Origin of the sequence: Escherichia sp. TW09308, from assembly GCF_000208565.1 — a bacterium.
GTDB lineage: Bacteria > Pseudomonadota > Gammaproteobacteria > Enterobacterales > Enterobacteriaceae > Escherichia > Escherichia marmotae.
Genome location: NZ_AEME01000001.1, coordinates 4,346,646 through 4,361,209 on the forward strand (window position 1 = coordinate 4,346,646; position 14,564 = coordinate 4,361,209).

Here is a 14,564-nt window from a genome sequence, read left to right on the forward strand (position 1 = left end):
CTCAGGTGATTGCCCTTTGTTTATGAGGGTGTTGTAATCCCTCTCGTCGTTGCGATTATCATCGCAACACCGTAGCCTGTTGAACAGGCGCTGAAGATACCAAAGGGTAGTTCAGGTTATGCGGTCACCTGGAAAGGGGACCCATTTTACTTTTTATCGCCACTGGCGATGCAAAGTTCACAAAGTTGTCTTACGAAGGTTGTAAGGTAAAACTTATCGATTTGATAATGGAAACGCATTAGCCGAATCGGCAAAAATTGGTTACCTTACATCTCATCGAAAACACGGAGGAAGTATAGATGTCCTTGATTAACACCAAAATTAAACCTTTTAAAAACCAGGCATTCAAAAACGGCGAATTCATCGAAATCACCGAGAAAGACACCGAAGGCCGCTGGAGCGTCTTCTTCTTCTACCCGGCTGACTTTACTTTCGTATGCCCGACCGAACTGGGCGACGTTGCTGACCACTACGAAGAACTGCAGAAACTGGGTGTAGATGTATACGCAGTATCTACCGATACTCACTTCACCCACAAAGCATGGCACAGCAGCTCTGAAACCATCGCTAAAATTAAATATGCAATGATCGGTGACCCGACTGGCGCCCTGACCCGTAACTTCGACAACATGCGTGAAGATGAAGGTCTGGCTGACCGTGCTACCTTCGTTGTTGACCCGCAGGGTATCATCCAGGCTATCGAAGTTACCGCTGAAGGCATTGGCCGTGACGCATCTGACCTGCTGCGTAAAATCAAAGCAGCACAGTACGTGGCTTCTCACCCAGGTGAAGTTTGCCCGGCTAAATGGAAAGAAGGTGAAGCAACTCTGGCTCCATCCCTGGACCTGGTTGGTAAAATCTAAATTTTCTTCGTCTTTCACGCCATAGCAGTGTTGGCGTCGCCCGCTCACCCCGGTCACTTACTTGTGTAAGCTCCGGGGGTTCACAGGCTAGCCGCCTTGCTCTGACGCGAAATACTTCGGAAATTCACCTAATTAATCGGGTGCTGCGGCACCCGATTTTCTTCCCCGCACCATGATGCAAGCTGCATCCAGGTAGCCGCAGAGGCCGCTTGCATGATGATGTTTAAAGCCCAGGAGATAAACATGCTCGACACAAATATGAAAACTCAACTCAAGGCTTACCTTGAGAAATTGACCAAGCCTGTTGAGTTAATTGCCACGCTGGATGACAGCGCTAAATCGGCAGAAATCAAGGAACTGTTGGCTGAGATCGCAGAACTGTCAGACAAAGTCACCTTTAAAGAAGATAACAGCTTGCCGGTGCGTAAGCCGTCTTTCCTGATCACCAACCCAGGTTCTAACCAGGGGCCGCGTTTTGCAGGCTCTCCGCTGGGCCATGAATTTACCTCGCTGGTACTGGCTCTGCTGTGGACCGGTGGTCATCCGTCGAAAGAAGCGCAGTCTCTGCTGGAGCAGATCCGCGACATTGACGGTGATTTTGAATTTGAAACTTATTATTCGCTTTCCTGCCATAACTGTCCGGACGTGGTGCAGGCGCTGAACCTGATGAGCGTACTGAACCCGCGCATTAAACACACGGCGATTGACGGTGGTACGTTCCAGAACGAAATCACCGATCGTAACGTGATGGGCGTTCCGGCCGTATTCGTGAATGGTAAAGAGTTTGGTCAGGGGCGTATGACGCTGACTGAAATCGTTGCGAAGATTGATACTGGCGCTGAAAAACGTGCGGCAGAAGAGCTGAACAAGCGTGACGCTTATGATGTGCTGATCGTTGGTTCTGGCCCGGCGGGTGCTGCGGCGGCAATTTACTCCGCACGTAAGGGTATCCGTACTGGTCTGATGGGCGAACGTTTCGGTGGTCAGATCCTCGATACCGTTGACATTGAAAACTACATCTCCGTGCCGAAAACCGAAGGCCAGAAACTGGCTGGTGCGCTGAAAGTTCACGTTGATGAATACGATGTTGATGTGATCGACAGCCAGAGCGCGAGCAAGCTGATCCCGGCCGCGGTTGAAGGCGGTCTGCATCAGATTGAAACAGCTTCCGGCGCGGTACTGAAAGCCCGCAGCATTATCGTGGCGACCGGCGCAAAATGGCGCAACATGAACGTTCCGGGTGAAGATCAGTATCGCACCAAAGGCGTAACCTACTGCCCGCACTGCGACGGCCCGCTGTTTAAAGGCAAACGTGTAGCGGTGATTGGCGGCGGCAACTCCGGCGTGGAAGCCGCGATTGATCTGGCGGGTATTGTTGAACACGTTACCCTGCTTGAGTTTGCGCCAGAAATGAAAGCCGACCAGGTTCTGCAGGACAAACTGCGCAGTCTGAAAAACGTCGACATCATTCTGAATGCGCAAACCACTGAAGTAAAAGGCGACGGTAGCAAAGTTGTTGGTCTGGAATACCGTGATCGCGTGAGCGGCGATATTCACAATATCGAACTGGCCGGTATTTTCGTTCAGATTGGTCTGCTGCCGAACACCAACTGGCTGGAAGGCGCAGTAGAACGTAACCGCATGGGTGAAATCATCATCGATGCGAAATGCGAAACCAACGTCAAAGGCGTGTTTGCAGCCGGTGACTGTACAACGGTTCCGTACAAACAGATCATCATCGCCACTGGCGAAGGTGCCAAAGCCTCTCTGAGTGCCTTTGACTACCTGATTCGCACCAAAACTGCATAAGAAGAAGTAAGATTCACCTGCAATTGTTTAGCCGCCGGGGTCAAACCTGGCGGCTTTTTTTCGTTATAGAAAACCCTGCCGGGATGGCTCCGGGCAGGGCACCATAAATACGTTAATTTGTTAACGAACGACTAATACAGGCAGATGGGCGTGGCGGATCACGCTGGAAGCGTTAGAACCTAACAGATGGGTTGAAATTGATGGATTACGCGAACCGATAACCACAACATCCGCATTCAGTTCTTTGGCTAATTCATTCACCTCATCTCTCACGCTACCAAAACGGACATGTGGTTTGATACGGGAGGGATCAATAGTGAAATGACCCACCATTGTCTGCAGGCGCTCTTCCGCCTCATGTTGCAAATGCTCTTCGAAACGACGCACATCGGCAGCAAAACGGTGCAGACTAAGGCTTGCAGCGCCTGGTAATACATGGAGTAAATGAATTACACCATCATCCTGGGCGAGAAATTCAGCGTGACGAACGGCTTTGTCGCTTAATTCCATTTCAAATACGTCTACTGGCATAATGATTGTTTTGTACATAAGCATTCTCTCCTTGCTGTTGCATGCATACATAACATCATATTATTGATTTTAGATCTGTGATTTGCGACGTTGATTTTATATCTATTAAATATTGATGCTTAAAATGTATTCGTGTTGGCACTACCAGTGTTGCTCAAGGTATAGCACCGCTACAACAATTATTGCTGCGATGAAAATATAAAACGCTGTAATACCAAGAGCTTCACTCATAATGGAGTCCGCAGGTTGATAACCTGTTCAGATTAGAACGTAGCGGGGAAGAGCAAAATGATAAATCTGGTTGATATTTGAGCGGAAAGAGGATGCGGACGCATCCTCTGAGCAAAGCGATTTAACGCTTGTGCAGATGGGATTAAAGCAGGTATTCGCCAGCGGCTTCTGGCTGGTATTCGAGTTCCAGCACTTCAAGGTGGGTGGTAACGCCGCCCGGAAGTTCCCAGTGAATGGTGTCGCCAACGCGCAGCCCCAGCAGTGCGGCACCAACCGGAGCCATAACGGAAAGCTGAGTATTGCTGTCGGTCATTTTGGCCGGATACACCAGCGTGCGCACACGCACTTCGCCATCGCTAAGATTGCGGAATTTAACCCGGCTGTTCATCGTCACCACATCGTGTGGCATATCTTCTGGCGAACACATTTGGGCGCGATCCAACTCTGCGTTTAACGCGTCAGCGACTGGCAAACCGGCGTAGGCGGGTTGCTCCAGCAGAATATCGATGCGTTCGGCATCCAGGTCGTTAATGATGATAGTTGGTCTGGACATTTTTACTCCATGTCGTCGGTACTGCGAGTGTCGCAGATAAACATACCCAAAAGAAAACCCTCACCGTCAGGCGGCGAGGGTTTAACTCATATGATGATACTGGCTGTTGCTCACACTTTGAAGTGATTTACGTCACATTCAGGGAATTCCTCAATGCAGCGCATTATTGTAGAAATCTTAATCGCCATGTTTCATGAAAAACGCACCACAGCGTTTTGCCTGTCAGATTATTGATAGCCCGCTTTATCAATCACAAAGGCTTTGCCACAGTTACCGGGATGTGGTTGTGGCAAGAATGAGTTTGCAGAAAGCGGTGCGTTGATGGCGTCAGCTTTGAGTGAAATCTGGATTTCAGTCAAATATGCCGGATTACCCTGACACGTTAACTTGACCGCTTTGACGTTCTCTTTCCCCCAGCTTTTGGCGAAGGCGGCGTCAAAGTCATTTCGACTCACGGTTTTACCATAGTTTTCAGCGAGAAATTTTCCAGCGTCGCTTTCTTTGATTTCTTGATTCAGACGCACCATCGTGCCGAAGTAAGCGTCCGGATCAAAACCAAAACAGGCGCCGTGTTTCGCATATTCGTAACGTTCCAGGCAGGAACGTCCACCCGCGCCGGGCATCACTTCACTTAGTTTAGCTGCCGTTTCCAGCGACAACCCCGTTTCCGGTGACGAACACATTCGGCTGGCGCGTGCCTCTGGCAAGTTTGGGATTGGGCGGGTGGCGCAGCCAAAGCGCATCCAGCGGCGTTCATCAACACCGCGTGCCGCAACCGACTTTGGCAACCCAGGCCACAGGCCGTGTACGGTCAAGAAATCAGCTTTGTTGGTCGTTTCGGTTTGCAGACGACATTCATCGCGTTCGTTACGATTGCGATCGTGCTGGCTTTGGCAAAATCCGGTTTGCCAGGAAAGAGCCAGCACATAGCGATCAAAATCGCCGTACTGTTTTGCCTGTAACGCCACGGCGTTAGCTGAAGAGAAGGGGAGCAGAGAAGCCGTCAGTAAAGCGGCGTTACGCCAGAATGCTTTCATAATGGGTGTGGGACTCATACATACACTGAATACTATCTATTAAATCATAAAAAAGCCCGCCGGGTGGGCTTACCTGGCGGGCGTGATGATTTATTCAGCGTTTGGCGAACGTATTAGTTCCACATTGCCAGAATTGGCCAGCCAACCAACAGCAACATGGCGATGTAAATGACCCCGAAGATGGCACCCAGACGCCAGTAATCTTTCGATTTCACATAGCCGCAGCCGTAAATAATAACTCCTGGGCCAGTTGCATATGGAGTCAGGCAGCCCATGATACCGATAGACAGAACCAGCAGGATACACAGTTGTTCCATCGGTACGCCCGGAATACCTTTACCAACGGCCAGAATCACCGGCAGCATGGTTGCGGTATGCGCAGACAGGCTGGCAAACAGGTAGTGCGCAAAGTAGAATACCAGAACCAGTACAATCACTGTCGCGTTTGGTGAGAAACCTTCCAGGTGCGTACTCATGGTGTTGGCAAACCAGTCGATAAAGCCAGAACGGGTCAGGCCATTAGCCATGACAACCAGTGTTGCCAGGTTAACCAGCGTGTTCCATGCGCTGTTATAGCGGGTAATGTCTTTCCACGGCACAACGTGCAGCGCCAGCATCAGCGAAACCGCCAGCAGGCCAACAGCAGTGGCGTTAATGACTTCACTACCAAATACCCATAAACCCAAACTAAGCAGAACAAGACCAATCAGCGTCCACTCTCTGCGAGTCAGGCGACCCATTGTTTTCAGTTCGTCACCCGCCCAGGTTGCCACTTCTTCACTATGAGTGACTTCCGGTTTGTACAGTACATAGGAAAGCCACGGCGCAATGATAAGTAAGATAACGCCAACTGGCAGGAAGCAGAGGAACCACTGCAACCAGCTAATCTGGATACCGGCAATTTTGCTGACAAACTCCAGACCCAGCACGTTCGGTGCAGCACCGGTGACAAACATGGAGGAACTCAGACTGGTACTGATGACCATCATCCACATTAAATAACCGCCAATACGACGTGCAGACGGATCGTTCGGGAATGATTTAAACAGTGGCGGCAGGTTTTTTATGACCGGGAAAACGGTCCCACCTGTACGTGCGGTGTTAGACGGTGTAAATGGTGCCAGCAGAATATCGATGATGACAATCGCATAACCCAACGTCAGCGTGCGTTTCCCCATGAATTTCACCAGGAAAAGGGCGATACGACGACCTAATCCGGAAACTTCATACCCTAATGCAAAGATAAATGCGCCAAATACCAACCAGACAGTGGTACTGGAAAAACCAGCCAGTCCCCATTTCAGCGCCTGTTTTTGGGCATTAAAAGCGGGGTTAGCTAATTCTTTGGCGTCAAAGAGCAGATAATTACTGCCAATAACGCAAATAGTTACTGCAATAAAACTGATTGCTGTTGCCGGAATTGGCTCGAGGATCATACCGACAATCATTGCCACAAACACGGCGAAGTAATGCCATGCCTGCGGCGGCATACCGTCGGGTACAGGGATAAGAAACATGACGCCCATCACCACCAGTGGGGCCAATAATTTCCATATCTTATCTTTTGCTAAAGACATACGGGTTCTCCGAAAATTAATATTTCCAAATTTATCAAGTGTTTAAATTTTTAAATCTGTGCTAAAAACCAGGTAAGAATCAGCAGGTCGGCGCTGCCGCCTGGGCTGAGATTTCGTTCGATACACTCCCTGTCGAACTGCCGGAGATAATCGAGATCGGCGGGGGTTCGGATGCCCCCTTTTTGCAATAGTGTTTGCGCCTGGCGTTGTAGCCAGCGCAGCCCCCCTTCGCCACCGCGTGATGCAACGTTGGTATCGCCGTTCATCGCCATCAGCAGCAGTAAGGTATCGAGCAATGCCAGTTCAGGATCTAACCCCTGATCCAGCAGAGTGAGGTAGTGCGGCAGGGCGTGGTTGATCACCAGCGGATAACCCGCTTCGGCTTCGCCGCGCGCGCCGGTTAGGCCAAGTTGTTGATACAACCGTTGACCTGCCGTCAGTTGTTGATTATTGGTACGTAGTTCGCGATCGGTCAGACCGCGGCAGAAACTTGCCGCCGTCGCACAAACGGTTTTGGGCGTTACCGGCTGGTTGAGCTGATGCAAACGACCAATCGCCGCACACAGTAGCCCTAAAGAAAAAATGCTGCCTTTATGGGTGTTTACGCCCGCAGTGGCGCGGAACATATCGCCTTCGCAGGCCATACCAATTGGGCGTAATCCGTTGAGTACCGCTTCCGGTGCCATTTCTGCGCTACAGGCACCAAATTCAATGAAACGCGGTAACCAGCCCTGAATTGCCAGTGCGCTACGGTGGAAATCTTCCAGCGCCATATCTTTGTGCGCACCGCAGTTAATGCGATCCACCAGGCCAGGTTTTGGTGACAGATTGACTTCAGTCAGCATGGCGCGCCAGCCCAGCAGGGCGTAGTCATCGATTAATGACGCAGCAAGCTTTGTGGTTTTAGTTGACGTTGCAGGCATCGACATCGTTCAGCAGCGCCTCCATGCGGTTGAGTAAATCGGTCAGTTGATGGGTTTTCCCACGCGCGCAAACAGCCGCGCTTTGTTCGCACAACAGGCAGCGGCGAGGCGGTAGTGAATAATTGCGGCGGGAGAGAATTTCGCCTTCGGGCGTCAGCACATCGATATCCCACAAACGCCCGAGAGGATGACTATGTTCAAGCTCAATGGTCGCGAGCTTGAGGTCGCGAGCCGGGGCGGCAATGCTCAACATGCCCTCCGGCCCGCTGGCAGAAACCAGTGCAGCCTGCTCCTGAATTTGCCAGCCCTGTTTTGCGGCTAAGGCATGCAGGGCAGTTACGCCATGATTAAAAATACGGCGTGTGACCTCGCTGTCTTTAATCGGCCCAGGCGCAACCACGGTAAAGGAGACCAGTGGAACAGGATGGCGCTTGAGCCAGGCGTGTTGCCGTGCTTGCCTTTCATCCCGGCTGATGAGCAACTCGGGAATCGAAACCGCATGGTGGCTGGCGAGTTCAGGGAGCAGGTGCATGGCTTATTCCTTCACCTGATGTACAACATCAATCACCGAGCCATCGCGGTAACGCACGACGGCAACGACGCGGTCGGTGAATTCAATCGGCTGTGGTTCACCGGTCAGCAGACGCGCACGTTCACGCAGCCACTCAATGGAAACCACTTTAATTCCCGCTTCCTGCAGACGTTCTGCCAGTTCCGGACGTGCCGGGTTAACAGCGATACCGTGGTCGGTGACCAAAATATCGACGCTGGAGCCAGGGGTAATGCAGGTCAGCACGTTATCCACCAGAGTTGGAATACGACCGCGAACCAGTGGCGCGACGATGATGGAAAGCGCAGAGGCAATTGCGGTATCGCAGTGACCGCCGGAAGCACCGCGCAGTACACCGTCAGAACCAGTCAGCACGTTAACGTTGAACTGGGTGTCAATTTCCAGCGCGCTCAGTACCACTACATCGAGACGATCAACTGATGCACCTTTAGAACCCCAGTTGGCATACTGGTTGGCGCTGATTTCGATGTGATTCGGGTTACGGGCCAGTGATTGTGCGGCGTGGCTGTCAAAGCTCTGTACGTCCAACAGTTTGCGGATCAGACCTTTTTCATGCAGATCAACCATCGTGGCGGTGATGCCGCCGAGGGCGAAATCGGCGCGAATGTCACGGCTACGCATTTTGTCTTCCAGGAAACGCGTTACCGCCAGCGATGCGCCGCCGGTGCCGGTTTGCATGGAGAAACCTTCTTTGAAGTAGCCGGAGTTGACAATCACGTCCGCGGCGCTGCGGGCAATCAGCAGTTCGCGCGGGTTCGTGGTCATACGGGTCGCGCCAGCGCCGATTTTCGCGGCATCACCAACACGATCAACTTTGACGATCAGATCAACCTGATCCTGTTCAATGCTTGCCGGGTTATGCGGATAAGGCAGCAGCTCTTCGGTGAGCATCACGACCTGTTTTGCATTGTCGGCATCGACCATCGCATAGCCGAGGGAGCCGCAGCAGGCTTTGCCAGTGTAGCCGTTGGCATTACCGAACTCATCACAGGATGGGACACCGAGGAAGGCCACATCGATGTTCAGTTCACCGCTCTGCACCAAATGCACACGACCGCCGTGGGAGTGGATTTGCACTGGTTCAGCCAGCAGACCACGGGAGATTTCTTCTGCCAGTGGGCCGCGCAGACCGGAAGTATAAATACGGGTTACCACGCCCTGACGAATATGTTCTACCAGTGGCGCGTGGCAATCACTCAGGGAACTGGATGCCAGGGTCAGGTTTTTAAAGCCCATTTTCGCGATGACGTCCATCACCATGTTGACGGTCAGGTCACCACCGCGGAAAGCGTGGTGGAAAGAGACGGTCATGCCATCTTGCAAACCAGAACGACGAATCGCTTCTTCCAGGTTGGCGCACAGTTTGCGATCGCGCGCTTTTTCTGCCTGATAAGTTTGTTTCGGTGAGTTCTGGAAAGCGGCAAGATCGCATTCAGCGTGACGATTCCAGGCCGCTACCCGTTCTTGTCGTTGAGATTGTTCAATTTTATGCGTCATTTTGATTGCCTTATTCTTCGCGGATGCCGGAAAGTTCTGCGCGGGAGAGCACCAGACGGGCGCGATCGATAACCGGACCGTCAACCATCTTGCCGTTCAGAGAAACCACACCGAGGCCTTCGCGAGCAGCGGCTTCAGCGGCTTCTACGACGCGGCGTGCGTGATCCACTTCTTTCTGGGTTGGTGCGTAGAGGTTGTGCAGCAGATCAATCTGACGCGGGTTGATCAGCGATTTGCCATCAAAGCCCAGTTGCTTGATGTGGGCAGCTTCTTGCAGGAATCCGGCTTCGTTGTTGGCGTCGGAATAGACGGTGTCAAACGCCTGAATACCGGCAGAGCGCGCGGCCTGCAAAATGGAGCAGCGAGCAAACAACAGCTCAGTTCCTTCCGGGGAGCGTTCTGTACGCAGGTTGCGCACATAGTCCTCTGCGCCCAGCGCGATACCGATTAAGCGCTCGGAAGCGTGAGCGATTTCTACCGCGCGGGTAATGCCCAGCGGAGATTCAATCGCTGCCAGCAGACCGGTACTACCCGGTTCACGACCGCAGGCTTTTTCAATGCGCAGGATTTCTTTCTCGATATCCAGAACGTCCTGAGCGGTATCGGTTTTCGGCAGACGTACAACGTCTGCGCCGCCGCGGACGACAGCTTCCAGGTCGTTAACGCCCCATTCAGAATCCAGCGCGTTAACACGCACGATGGTTTCGATATCGCGATACAGTGGGTGTTGCAGCGCGTGGTAGACCATGCGGCGAGCGGTGTCTTTTTCGCGCAGTGCCACGGAGTCTTCGAGATCGAACATCAGGGCATCAGCCGGGTAGATGAAAGAGTTGCTGACCATCGCGGCATTAGCGCCAGGTACGAACAACATGCTGCGGCGGGTGCGGGTTTTACGTTGTTGCAACGAAGCGGAAATCATTGGCAATCCTCCCATGGCAGAGCCGGGATACCGCTGGCGCGCGCCAGCAGAGCTTCCAGTCGTGCACGTAAAATGCAGTCCAGTGCGCCTTTGTCATCGACATTTAGCTGTACGCCGCGCACGTTATAGCGGGCAAGAACGTCCAGAATGGTGCTACGAATTGCATCGCCAAACTGTTTCTCAACGCTGCTGTTGATTTGCAGGTCGATATCCTGCGTATCGAGTGGGGCGATGCGTATCATCACATCCCCAGACTCTAGGGTGCCTGCAACGGCGGGCTGGTTTATTTTCATTTTTCACCTGTTTTTTATGCGGGGGTCTTTTGACGAACTGCCGCGTCGTGGCGGGAGTGTTCAAGCAGATTCTGCAAGTAATGCAGCGTGGCTGCCGGGACCAGCGGCGCGATAGCCGTGAGATCGTTTTTCACCAGTAGTTGGCGCACCCGTGAAGCGGATATCGGCATCTCCTGGTAACGCAGTCGCTCAATTTCAACCAGTTCGATGGGCGGTGCTGAGATAGTCGGTGTTTCCAGCCAGTAGCGCATATCCTGGTTGTACTGGGCGGTCACGCGACAATACGGTTCAGTACCGACAAAGCGGTGAGTTACGCCAAGCGCAGGAGCGAGGTACTGACGGAAAATCTTCAGATCAATTTCGGTGTAACAATGGTTAATGACGCTCTGTTCTTTAATGAAGTAGCAAGGGAACGTGGCGCGGGAAATGATGTACTCGGAACCGCGATGCACTGTCAGGCGCGGAATATCAGCGGTGCCTTTCAACACCAAATCCAGCCGGTCTTCATAGGGAAAGCGCGAAGAATCTTCTTTGACTAAAAATAGATGCAGCCAGTCGCACTGTGCTGCGGCTTGTTGAATCAGATAACGGTGGCCGTTGGTAAAGGGATTGGCGTTCATCACTATGCAGCCAATCTTCTTCCCTTCATGACGAAATTTTTTCAGCGATTCAGCATAGCGTTTCAGCCGCGTGGCACTGTTTTCCATCAGTACCATCACGCCTGGTACGCTGGTCAGCGTGGAGAAACCGCACTGGCGGAACAGCGCTTCGTATTCGGTTTTGGTATAAATAAACAGATGTGTGCAGTGCCGTTCATAGGCGAGGTTTATTAGTTCGGTGGCTAATGTCAGCGCCAGTCCTTCACCGCGAACAGATTCACTGATAGCCACGCACTTAATAATATTTCCGGCAATTCCACCGCAAGCGATAAGTTTTTCATTGCGGGTTACGGTAATAAATACTTCGACTGTTGTGTCAACGCTCAAATCATTTTCATGTAGAAATTGCGCGATTTCCGCCATTTTTTTATTTTCTGAACGTTTTACCCGGGTGAAAATATCATTGCCGAACATAATAAGTCGTATCCTGAAGGTATGTGTTGTTATCAATTTGCAATGAATGTTGCAAGTTGGTAATCATTTATTTCAGTTGGGAGAAAGGGCTGCGAGTGAGGTATATCTGTTTCTCCTTTTGCTATACATCCTAAGGAGTATTGCAGTGAGAAATTTTGATTTATTTCACATAGAGTTAGTGGTTTTTTATTTATTTAATGGTTTTAAGTTTTTTAATTAATGTAATTGCGAATTGGCGCGTGGTTTTAAGTTGTTTAATTGATTTAATGAATGAATTTTGCCACGATTATATTTTATTTTTATCCGTCAAGATTCAACATTTTAATTACATTCACCAAAAACAGGGTTTACCCCGCAAGGAAAACAATGTTGCAGTTTAATGAGAATAAACAGTTTGCTTTTTTCCAACGACTGGCATTTCCGCTGCGTATCTTCCTGCTGATTCTGGTGTTCTCAATATTTGTCATCGCAGCACTGGCGCAATATTTTACGGCCAGTTTCGAGGACTATTTAACGCTCCATGTGCGTGACATGGCAATGAATCAGGCAAAAATTATTGCCTCCAATGACAGCATCATCACGGCGGTTAAAACGCGTGACTACAAACGACTGGCGACCATTGCCAACAAATTACAAAGAGATACTGATTTCGATTATGTGGTGATTGGCGACCGCGACTCGATCCGCCTTTACCATCCTAATCCGGAGAAAATTGGTCATCCTATGCAATTCACCAAACCCGGCGCACTGGAGAAAGGAGAGAGTTACTTCATTACGGGTAAAGGGTCGATAGGTATGGCGATGCGCGCCAAAACACCGATCTTTGATGATGATGACAACGTCATCGGCGTGGTGTCGGTGGGTTATCTGGTCAGTAAAATCGATAGCTGGCGCGCCGAATTTTTATTACCGATGGCAGGCGTGTTTGTCGTGCTGTTGGGCATTCTGATGCTGTTGTCGTGGTTCTTAGCCGCGCATATTCGCCGCCAGATGATGGGGATGGAACCGAAGCAAATTGCGCGCGTGGTTCGTCAGCAAGAGGCGCTATTTAGTTCTGTTTATGAAGGGCTGATTGCGGTGGATCCACACGGTTACATTACCGCCATCAACCGTAACGCAAGAAAGATGCTGGGGCTGAGTTCCCCCGGACGGCAGTGGCTGGGCAGACCCATTGCTGAAGTGGTCAGGCCCGCCGATTTCTTCATCGAGCAGATTGATGAAAAACGCCAGGATGTGGTGACAAATTTTAACGGCCTGAGCGTCATTGCTAATCGGGAAGCTATTCGTTCTGGTGATGATTTGCTGGGGGCAATAATCAGCTTTCGTAGTAAAGACGAAATTTCCACCCTTAATGCGCAACTGACGCAAATTAAACAATACGTCGAAAGCCTGCGCACATTGCGTCATGAACATCTCAATTGGATGTCTACGCTCAATGGTCTGTTGCAAATGAAAGAGTATGATCGCGTGCTGGCGATGGTTCAGGGAGAGTCTCAGGCCCAGCAACAGCTTATTGACAGCCTGCGCGAGGCATTTGTCGATCGCCAGGTGGCGGGGTTGCTGTTTGGTAAAGTGCAGCGCGCTCGTGAACTGGGGCTAAAAATGACAATCGTCCCCGGCAGCCAGCTTTCCCAACTGCCGCCAGGGCTGGACAGCACTGAGTTTGCGGCGATTGTGGGCAACTTACTCGACAATGCCTTCGAAGCCAGTCTGCGCAACGATAAAGGGAATAAGATCGTCGAATTATATCTGAGCGACGAAGGCGATGATGTGGTGATTGAAGTGGCCGATCAGGGTTGCGGCGTCCCAGAGTCTCTGCGCGACAAAATATTTGAGCAGGGCGTCAGTACGCGTGCTGATGAACCCGGTGAGCATGGCATTGGGTTGTATCTTATTGCCAGCTATGTAACGCGCTGCGGGGGAGTTATCACTCTCGAAGATAATGATCCCTGCGGTACTTTATTTTCAATCTATATTCCGAAAGTGAAACCTAATGACAGCTCCATTAACTCTATTGATCGTTGAGGACGAGACGCCGCTGGCAGAGATGCATGCGGAATATATTCGTCACATCCCTGGATTCAGTCAGATATTGCTGGCGGGAAACCTGGCGCAGGCCCGAATGATGATCGAGCGTTTTAAGCCGGGGCTTATCTTGCTGGATAACTATCTCCCTGACGGTAGAGGTATTAATTTGCTGCATGAGCTGGTGCAGGCGCATTATCCCGGCGATGTGGTGTTTACTACTGCTGCCAGCGATATGGAAACGGTGTCTGAAGCAGTACGCTGCGGTGTGTTTGATTATCTGATCAAGCCAATTGCTTATGAGCGTCTGGGGCAGACATTGACCCGCTTTCGCCAGCGTAAACATATGCTGGAAAGTATTGATAGTGCCAGTCAAAAGCAAATTGATGAGATGTTTAATGCTTATGCTCGCGGGGAACCGAAGGACGATCTTCCGACCGGTATTGATGCGTTGACACTGAATGCAGTGCGGAAACTTTTCAAAGAGCCGGATGTGCAACATACGGCGGAGACGGTAGCACAGGCATTGACCATCAGCCGCACTACCGCCAGACGTTATCTCGAATATTGTGCCAGCCGCCATCTGGTTATTGCCGAGATTGTTCACGGCAAAGTCGGCAGACCGCAGCGTATTTACCACAGTGGGTGAAGAGAGTGCCGGA

The 14,564-nt window shown here is 51.2% G+C and carries 15 protein-coding genes; 4 read left to right on the plus strand and 11 right to left on the minus strand.

The window, feature by feature from the left end; translation table 11 throughout:
- Nucleotides 1–299: 299 nt before the first annotated feature.
- Nucleotides 300–863 (plus strand): alkyl hydroperoxide reductase subunit C, encoded by a 564-nt coding sequence (ahpC, locus tag ESM_RS0121015; protein ID WP_000052796.1) that lies wholly within the window; start codon nt 300–302, stop codon nt 861–863.
- A 243-nt stretch (nt 864–1,106) separates the two neighbouring features.
- Nucleotides 1,107–2,672 carry an alkyl hydroperoxide reductase subunit F gene (ahpF, locus tag ESM_RS0121025; protein ID WP_010380701.1) on the plus strand — a complete coding sequence of 522 codons (1,566 nt, stop codon included), beginning with the start codon at nt 1,107–1,109 and terminating at the stop codon, nt 2,670–2,672.
- 120 nt (nt 2,673–2,792) lie between these two features.
- Here the strand turns inward: ahpF and uspG are convergent, their stop codons facing one another.
- The 11 genes from uspG to citC all read right to left on the minus strand — a co-directional run bounded on the left by uspG (nt 2,793) and on the right by citC (nt 11,877).
- Complete coding sequence (gene uspG / locus ESM_RS0121030) at nt 2,793–3,221, minus strand: universal stress protein UspG (protein WP_001515959.1); 429 nt, start codon at nt 3,219–3,221, stop codon at nt 2,793–2,795.
- 123 nt (nt 3,222–3,344) lie between these two features.
- A complete protein-coding gene (yldA, locus tag ESM_RS1000000129715) occupies nt 3,345–3,434 on the minus strand; it encodes a small membrane protein YldA (RefSeq protein ID WP_353889723.1) in 90 nt (29 codons plus the stop codon).
- A gap of 142 nt (nt 3,435–3,576) precedes the next feature.
- On the minus strand, nt 3,577–3,987 hold the full coding sequence (gene rnk, locus ESM_RS0121035) for a nucleoside diphosphate kinase regulator (RefSeq protein WP_000089740.1): 411 nt from the start codon (nt 3,985–3,987) through the stop codon (nt 3,577–3,579).
- A gap of 227 nt (nt 3,988–4,214) precedes the next feature.
- On the minus strand, nt 4,215–5,024 hold the full coding sequence (rna, locus tag ESM_RS0121045) for a ribonuclease I (protein WP_010380708.1): 810 nt from the start codon (nt 5,022–5,024) through the stop codon (nt 4,215–4,217).
- A gap of 113 nt (nt 5,025–5,137) precedes the next feature.
- A complete protein-coding gene (citT, locus tag ESM_RS0121050; protein ID WP_000050312.1) occupies nt 5,138–6,601 on the minus strand; it encodes a citrate/succinate antiporter CitT in 1,464 nt (487 codons plus the stop codon).
- 50 nt (nt 6,602–6,651) lie between these two features.
- Nucleotides 6,652–7,530, minus strand: a complete 879-nt coding sequence (gene citG, locus ESM_RS0121055) for a triphosphoribosyl-dephospho-CoA synthase CitG (RefSeq protein WP_000062439.1) — start codon at nt 7,528–7,530, stop codon at nt 6,652–6,654.
- Nucleotides 7,505–8,056 (minus strand): citrate lyase holo-[acyl-carrier protein] synthase, encoded by a 552-nt coding sequence (gene citX / locus ESM_RS0121060; RefSeq protein WP_000550392.1) that lies wholly within the window; start codon nt 8,054–8,056, stop codon nt 7,505–7,507. Before citX ends, citG begins: the two co-directional genes overlap by 26 nt.
- Before the next feature lie 3 nt (nt 8,057–8,059).
- Nucleotides 8,060–9,592, minus strand: coding sequence for a citrate lyase subunit alpha (citF, locus tag ESM_RS0121065; protein ID WP_000149038.1), 1,533 nt, complete (start codon nt 9,590–9,592; stop codon nt 8,060–8,062).
- A 10-nt stretch (nt 9,593–9,602) separates the two neighbouring features.
- Nucleotides 9,603–10,511, minus strand: a complete 909-nt coding sequence (gene citE, locus ESM_RS0121070; RefSeq protein WP_000622357.1) for a citrate (pro-3S)-lyase subunit beta — start codon at nt 10,509–10,511, stop codon at nt 9,603–9,605.
- On the minus strand, nt 10,508–10,804 hold the full coding sequence (gene citD / locus ESM_RS0121075) for a citrate lyase acyl carrier protein (protein WP_000700699.1): 297 nt from the start codon (nt 10,802–10,804) through the stop codon (nt 10,508–10,510). Before citD ends, citE begins: the two co-directional genes overlap by 4 nt.
- A gap of 14 nt (nt 10,805–10,818) precedes the next feature.
- The gene (gene citC, locus ESM_RS0121080; protein ID WP_000467718.1) at nt 10,819–11,877 is read right to left on the minus strand and encodes a [citrate (pro-3S)-lyase] ligase; all 1,059 of its coding nucleotides are present in this window, start codon (nt 11,875–11,877) and stop codon (nt 10,819–10,821) included.
- Between the two features lie 366 nt (nt 11,878–12,243).
- Here citC and dpiB point away from each other — a divergent pair, with 366 nt between their 5' ends.
- Nucleotides 12,244–13,902 (plus strand): sensor histidine kinase DpiB, encoded by a 1,659-nt coding sequence (gene dpiB / locus ESM_RS0121090; RefSeq protein ID WP_000938914.1) that lies wholly within the window; start codon nt 12,244–12,246, stop codon nt 13,900–13,902.
- The gene (gene dpiA, locus ESM_RS0121095) at nt 13,871–14,551 is read left to right on the plus strand and encodes a two-component response regulator DpiA (RefSeq protein WP_000126491.1); all 681 of its coding nucleotides are present in this window, start codon (nt 13,871–13,873) and stop codon (nt 14,549–14,551) included. Before dpiB ends, dpiA begins: the two co-directional genes overlap by 32 nt.
- Nucleotides 14,552–14,564: the final 13 nt, after the last annotated feature.